Below are 6,463 nucleotides of genomic sequence, written 5' to 3' on the forward strand. Positions count from 1 at the left end.
CTGAACGGGTTGCGGCTCAGCGGGGCGCCATGCGAATGGCGCCGTCCAGGCGGATGACTTCGCCGTTGAGCATCGGGTTCTCCACGATGTGGACGGCCAGCGCGCCGTACTCGTCCGGGTCACCCAGCCGGGCAGGGTGGGGCACCTGCTTGCCCAGCGACTTCTGCGCCTCCTCGGGCAGCGAGCCCAGCAGCGGAGTCTTGAACAGCCCCGGCGCGATCGTCACCACGCGGATGAGCTCGCGGGACAGGTCGCGCGCGATCGGCAGGGTCATCCCGACCACGCCGCCCTTGGACGCCGAGTAGGCGGCCTGGCCGATCTGGCCTTCGAACGCGGCGACCGACGCGGTGTTGATGATGACGCCACGCTCCGGGCTTGCTTCGGGACCGACGGGCTCGGACTTGGCGATGCGCTCGGCGGCGAGGCGCAGCACGTTAAAGGTGCCGATCAGGTTGACCCCGACGACCTTCTTGAAGCCGTCCAGCGGGAACGGGCCGTCCTTGGACAGCGTCTTGATGGCGTTGCCGATGCCGGCGCAGTTGACGTTGATGCGCAGCGTGCCCATCGATTCGGCGGCGTCCAGCGCCTTGCCGACGGCGGCCTCGTCGGTGACGTCGGCCTCGACGAAGCGCGCGCGCTCCCCCAGCTCTCGGACCGCTTCTTCGCCGCGCAGGTCGATGACCACCACCTGGGCACCGCGGTCGAGCAGTCGCTTGGTGGTGGCCAGGCCCAGACCTGAGGCACCCCCGGTGACGACGGCGACGGCGTCTTTGATCTCCATTCGAGTCCTTCCCTGATTCCCTGGATTCCAGCCAACTGGTTGGTTGGGACTATACCCAGTCGTTGAGTACCGCTTCGGCGTCGGTCACCGGCGCCGCGGGTCGCGGTGTCTCCGGCGCGGTGCGGGAGAACCGCGGCGCCGGCAGCGGCTGCAGGCCGCCGTTCACCTCGTAGAAGGTGTTCCGCTCGGTGATGTGCGGCTCGGTCTGCACCTCGCCGAAGGCCAGCACCGGTGTCACGCACGCGTCGGAGTCGGCGAACACCTTGGCCCAGTGGTCGCGGTCCTGACTGGCGAACTTTTCGGTCAGCGCGGCCCGCAGTTCGGGCCAGCGGCCGACGTCGTTCTGCCCGGGCAGGTCGGCGCCGTCCAGGCCGAGCCCGGTCAGCATGGCGGCGTAGAACTGCGGCTCGATGGCGCCGACCGCGACGTAGCGACCGTCGGCGCACTCGTAGGTGTCGTAATAGGGTGCGCCGCCGTCGAGCAGGTTGGTGCCGCGCGCGTCGGTCCACATGCCCGAGGCCCGCATCTGCCACATCATCTGGACCAGCACGCTGGAGCCGTCGACCATCGCGGCGTCGACGACCTGCCCCTTGCCCGAGGTCTGGCGTTCCCACAGCGCGGACAGGATGCCGAGCAGCAAGAACATCGAACCGCCGCCGAAGTCACCGACCAGGTTCAGCGGCGGGACCGGCCGGTCGTTGGCCCGGCCGATGGAGTGCAGGATGCCGTTCAGCGAGATGTAGTTGATGTCGTGACCCGCCTGCTGGCTGCGCGGGCCGGTCTGGCCCCAGCCGGTCATCCGCGCGTACACCAGCCGGTCGTTGACCTTCGCGCAGTCGTCGGGGCCCAGGCCGAGCCGCTCGGTGACGCCCGGGCGGTAGCCCTCGATCAGCACGTCGGCCTTGGCGATCAGCTTGAGGACGAGGTCGCGGCCTTCGTCGGATTTCAGGTCGGCGGTCACCACCCGCCGGTTGCGCATCATGGCGTCCTTCGCCACGCCCCCGTGACCCGACGAGGGGCGGTCGATGCGCACCACGTCGGCGCCCAGGTCCCCCAGGATCATCGCGGCGTGTGGGCCGGGGCCGATGCCGGCCAGCTCGACAACACGCAGTCCCTTCAACGGTCCAGCCACGATCCACCGACCTTTCGTCCGCTCTGACGCCGTTCGCTACCAAACAACCGGTCGTTCGACATCTTCGCAGCCGTGCCGGAGGGCCGCGCACCCCGGTCACTTATGGTGAGCCCATGCCTTCATCCGCGATTGCCACCCTCGCCCCCGTCGCAGGCCTTGACGTCACGCTGTCCGACGGCGTGTTGTCGGTGACCATCAACCGGCCCGACAGCCTGAACTCGCTGACCATTCCGGTGATCACCGGCATCGCGGACGCGTTGGAGCACGCGGCCACCGACCCCGAGGTCAAGGTGGTGCGCATCGGTGGCGCCGGACGCGGCTTCAGCTCCGGTGCGGGCATCAGCGCCGAAGACGTCTCCGACGGCGGCGGCGTCCCGCCGGACGAGATCATCCTCGAGATCAACCGGCTGGTGCGCGCGATCACCGCGCTGCCACACCCGGTGGTCGCCGTGGTTCAGGGACCCGCGGCGGGCGTCGGCGTCTCCATCGCCCTGGCCTGTGACGTCGTATTGGCTTCGGAGAGTGCGTTTTTCATGCTCGCCTTCACCAAGATCGGGTTGATGCCCGACGGCGGAGCGTCGGCGTTGGTGGCGGCCGCGATCGGCCGCATCCGGGCCATGCAGATGGCGCTGCTTCCGGAACGGTTGACGGCCGCCGAGGCGTTGTCGTGGGGGCTGGTCACCGCGGTCTATCTGGCCGACGATTTCGACGCCGAGGTGGACAAGGTCATCGCCCGGCTGCTGGGTGGTCCGGCGGTGGCCTTCGCCAAGACCAAGCTGGCCATCAACGCGGCCACGCTGACCCAGTTGGACCCGGCCCTGCAGCGCGAGTTCGACGGGCAGTCGGTGCTGCTGAAATCCCCCGACTTCGTCGAGGGCGCAACGGCCTTCCAGCGGCGGCGCGCCGCCAACTTCACCGACCGCTAAGTTGTGGCGCTGATCGGCCGCAACGCTTAATCCCCCGGCGATGCGGTAATCCTCCCCGTCAGACTCGCTGACGAACGACGGAGGATCGATGCCCGAACAGGTGCGGTGCCTGGTGACCGGAGCGACCGGCTACATCGGCGGGCGCCTGGTGCCCCGGCTGCTGGACGAGGGGCATCGCGTCCGTGCGCTGGCGCGCAACCCCGACAAGCTGGCGCAGGTGCCGTGGCGACAACAGGCGGAGGTCGCGCGCGGGGACCTCGCTGACGTCGAGTCACTGACCGCCGCGTTCGACGGCATCGACGTGGTGTACTACCTCGTCCATTCGATGGGCAGCTCCAAGGATTTCGCCGCCGAGGAAACCCGCGCCGCCGGCAACGTCGTGACGGCCGCGCGGCGCGCCGGGGTGCGGCGCGTGGTGTACCTGAGCGGGCTGCATCCCGAAAAGAGTGATCTCTCACCGCATCTCGCGTCGCGCAAGGCGGTCGGGGACGTGCTGATCGACTCCGGCATCGAGACCGTCGTGTTGCAGGCCGGGGTGGTCATCGGCTCAGGGTCGGCGTCGTTCGAGATGATCAGGCACCTCACCGACCGGTTACCGGTGATGACCACGCCGAAATGGGTGCACAACAAGATCCAGCCGATCGCGGTGCGCGACGTGCTGTACTACCTGGCCGCCGCGGCGACCGCCCCGGTCCCGACGTCGCGTACCTGGGATATCGGCGGCCCCGACGTGCTGGAATACGGCGACATGATGCGGGTCTACGCCGAGGTCGCGGGGCTGGGCAGGCGCTACCTGTTCGTGCTGCCGTTCCTGACCCCGACGATCGCCAGCCTCTGGGTGGGCACCGTGACCCCGATTCCGTCCGGGCTGGCGCGACCGCTGGTCGAATCGCTGGAATGCGATGCGGTGATGCGCAATTCGGACATCGACGGCGTCATCGCGCCGCCGCCGGGCGGACTGACGGGCTACCGTCGCGCGGTCGAGCTGGCGCTGCACCGCGCCAGCCGCGGCCTGCCCGATGCGTCCTGGTCGTCGCTGCGGTCCGAGCCGGCCGACCCGCTGCCGACGGACCCGAACTGGGCAGGCGAGATCGTCTACACCGATGTTCGAACCGCCACGACCGCCGCCGACCCGGGCGCGCTCTGGTCGGCGGTGGAAGACGTCGTGAACTCGCGCGCCGCCGACTGGCAGGTCGAGGAGCGCACGGCGGGCACCCTGCTGCGGCTGCGCTCCACCAAGCGAGCTCCGGGACGCGAGTGGCTCGAGATTGCGATCACCGGCCAAGACGGCCGCGGCGCCCGCTATACCCAGCGATCTACTTTTTTGCCCAGGGGCCTGCCCGGGCGGGTGTACTGGCTGTGCGTTCGGCCCGCCCATTCCGCCGCGACGCGCGCTTTTGCCCGCGACGTCGTCGCGTCCGCGGATAGCGAGGTCAGACGCCGAACATCGGGGGCAGCACGAGAACCATGATCAGCCCCCACACCAAATGGGTGAGCATCGGGGCCAGGACGCCCCCGGTGGCCCGGCGCTCGAACGCGCACACCGTTCCCAAGATGATCGCGGCGAAGCCGAGCATCGGGTTGCCGCTGGCCAGCGTCGCGCACGTATAGAGGACGGTCGAGATCACCACGGGGTGATATCGGCCCAGTGCGGTGTAGAGCGCCCCGCGAAAGAAGACTTCCTCCGCGACGCCGTTGATCAGCGTGATCGCCACGATCACCGGATACCACCCGTGGTGGGCGTAGAGCAGTACCCGGGTGATCAACTCCGCCACGGGAGTGATCTGCCGAACGATCAGCCCGCCTACGATGAACGCCCCACCCACCAGCAGGCCGACCCCGGTGCCGGTGATGACCGGCCGCTGGTTTCGGCCCCGCCAGCAGATGCCGCCCAGATGCAGCGGGCCGGAGACCAACGCTCCCGCGGTCCACACCGCCGCCAGCACCAGCGTCAGCCAGTAAAAGCTTGCATCCCCCGGATGGCGCCGCAACGAGAACCCGAGCACGCCGGCCCCGATGACCACCGTGATGGCCACGATGACCCGCCGGCGCCGCACCACTCCGGGCGATTCATTATGTGGCACAGCAACATTGGTGATCGCACGCCGGACCTCGGTGAGGACGTCGGTGTGGTACGGGCTCGTCGACTGGCTCATGCGGGACGCACCTTCGGGGTCAGGGCAATCAGGAGGTCGAGGCCGGTGCGCACCGCGCCGGCCACCGGGCCGGGGACCCTGTTCACCAGCCCCAGGGTCGGCCGCACGACGGATGGGGTGACCCGACGGGCGAGTCGGCGGATGCGCAGCGCGTCGCCACCCGCCCAGGCGGGATCGGTGTTGGCGAGGTGGTGCGGGTCGGCCAGCGCATTGACCGGACGCGGCCGGTGCTTGTACTGGCCGGCCAGGGCCAGGGCCATGGATTCGTCGATGCCCAGCAGTCCGCCGGGCGGGTCGGGAACCCGATCGCGCAGGCCGCTGGCGGAGGCCACCATCGGGTGGTCCAGCGATTCGACCAGATCCCCCGCCAGCCCGTGCGGCACCGGCAGCGCGACGCCGGTGATCAGCGACGCCAAGGTGGTATCGATCCTGCCGACCGGCAGTCCGGTGTGCCAGCGCCCGGAGACGCGCGCGTACGCCTTGAGCAGGTCGCGGTAGGACGTGGTCTCGGGGCCGGCGATGTCGTATGCCCCGGCGGGCACCAGGTCCCGGTCGGCCGCGGCGACGAGGTAGTGCAGCACGTCGCGGATGGAGATGGGGTCAATCGGGTTGTCCATCCAGCTCGGGATGGGGATCAGCGGGAACCGGTCGCCGACGTAGCGCATCATCTCGAACGACGTCGAGCCGGCGCCGATGATGATCGCCGCGCCCAGCCACACCAGCTCGGGGCCGTCCGGGAGGGTGAGCGCCTCGGCCACCTCGGCCCGGCTGGTCAAGTGCTCGGACAGGTCTTCGTCGGCGGGCACGAAGCCGCCCAGGTAGACGATGCGCCGCAGCCCGGCGTCGCGAGCCGCCGCCGCGAAATTCGCCGCCGCGGTTTTGTCCGCATCGCGAAAACCCGGCTGACCGATCGCGTGCACCAGGTAATACGCCACGTCGACGGGCCCGCAGCCGGCGAACGCCGACGCCAGCGACGCAGGGTCGGCGGCATCCAGTTTCACCGGCGTGACGTCGTCGAACCAGCCGAAGCGCTTGAGCCGCGCCGGGTTTCGAGTCGCGGCCGCCACCTGATGCTGATCGGCCAGCAGCGCGGTGACCAGGCGTGATCCCACATAACCGGTGGCACCGGTGACCAGAGCCCGCATACCCCGACCCTAACCGGACCACGTCGCGCGCCGCTCGAGGCGTGCGCAGGAGTCGGACGATTGCGCCAAGCGGGCCACCCGCGCGGTGTTCAGTTGAACCGGCGGCGCCGCGGCACCGTCACCTGTACATGGACCATGGGGGAAGCCGTGAATTCGCCGGCTCGTCGGGCATCGCGCAGAGAAATCCGTCCATTGCCGGCGTTGCGGTGAAGTTTCCACCCAATCGCTATACCCAAAGCGAAGCCATCTGCGCGCTCACCGACATCGCCGGTCCGGACTTTCGCCGTTTCGCGTCGAGCAGCGGGGTGGAGTTCCGCAACACC

The 6,463-nt window shown here is 69.5% G+C and carries 6 protein-coding genes and 1 pseudogene; 3 read left to right on the top strand and 4 right to left on the bottom strand.

Translation table 11 applies throughout. The features are described from left to right. Window positions 1-16 precede the first annotated feature (16 nt). Window positions 17-781 (bottom strand): 3-hydroxyacyl-CoA dehydrogenase, encoded by a 765-nt coding sequence (locus A5624_RS17800; protein WP_066868713.1) that lies wholly within the window; start codon window positions 779-781, stop codon window positions 17-19. 49 nt (window positions 782-830) lie between these two features. After that, window positions 831-1,913 (bottom strand): CaiB/BaiF CoA-transferase family protein, encoded by a 1,083-nt coding sequence (locus A5624_RS17805; RefSeq protein ID WP_066868715.1) that lies wholly within the window; start codon window positions 1,911-1,913, stop codon window positions 831-833. Between the two features lie 113 nt (window positions 1,914-2,026). On the opposite strand from A5624_RS17805, the gene A5624_RS17810 reads away from it, so the two are divergent. Continuing rightward, window positions 2,027-2,839 (top strand): enoyl-CoA hydratase, encoded by an 813-nt coding sequence (locus A5624_RS17810; protein ID WP_066868717.1) that lies wholly within the window; start codon window positions 2,027-2,029, stop codon window positions 2,837-2,839. Between the two features lie 88 nt (window positions 2,840-2,927). Further along, complete coding sequence (locus tag A5624_RS17815) at window positions 2,928-4,310, top strand: DUF2867 domain-containing protein (protein WP_066868719.1); 1,383 nt, start codon at window positions 2,928-2,930, stop codon at window positions 4,308-4,310. Here the strand turns inward: A5624_RS17815 and A5624_RS17820 are convergent. Beyond that, the gene (locus A5624_RS17820; protein ID WP_066868721.1) at window positions 4,273-4,995 is read right to left on the bottom strand and encodes a CPBP family intramembrane glutamic endopeptidase; all 723 of its coding nucleotides are present in this window, start codon (window positions 4,993-4,995) and stop codon (window positions 4,273-4,275) included. The genes A5624_RS17815 and A5624_RS17820 overlap by 38 nt on opposite strands. Beyond that, on the bottom strand, window positions 4,992-6,140 hold the full coding sequence (locus tag A5624_RS17825) for an NAD(P)H-binding protein (RefSeq protein WP_066868723.1): 1,149 nt from the start codon (window positions 6,138-6,140) through the stop codon (window positions 4,992-4,994). The genes A5624_RS17820 and A5624_RS17825 overlap by 4 nt, the downstream gene beginning before the upstream one ends. 128 nt (window positions 6,141-6,268) lie before the next feature. Here A5624_RS17825 and A5624_RS17830 point away from each other — a divergent pair. Further along, a pseudogene (locus A5624_RS17830) lies at window positions 6,269-6,463 on the top strand (type III polyketide synthase); the annotation flags it as partial.

This window comes from Mycobacterium sp. 1482292.6 (genome assembly GCF_001672995.1).
Lineage (GTDB): Bacteria > Actinomycetota > Actinomycetes > Mycobacteriales > Mycobacteriaceae > Mycobacterium > Mycobacterium europaeum_A.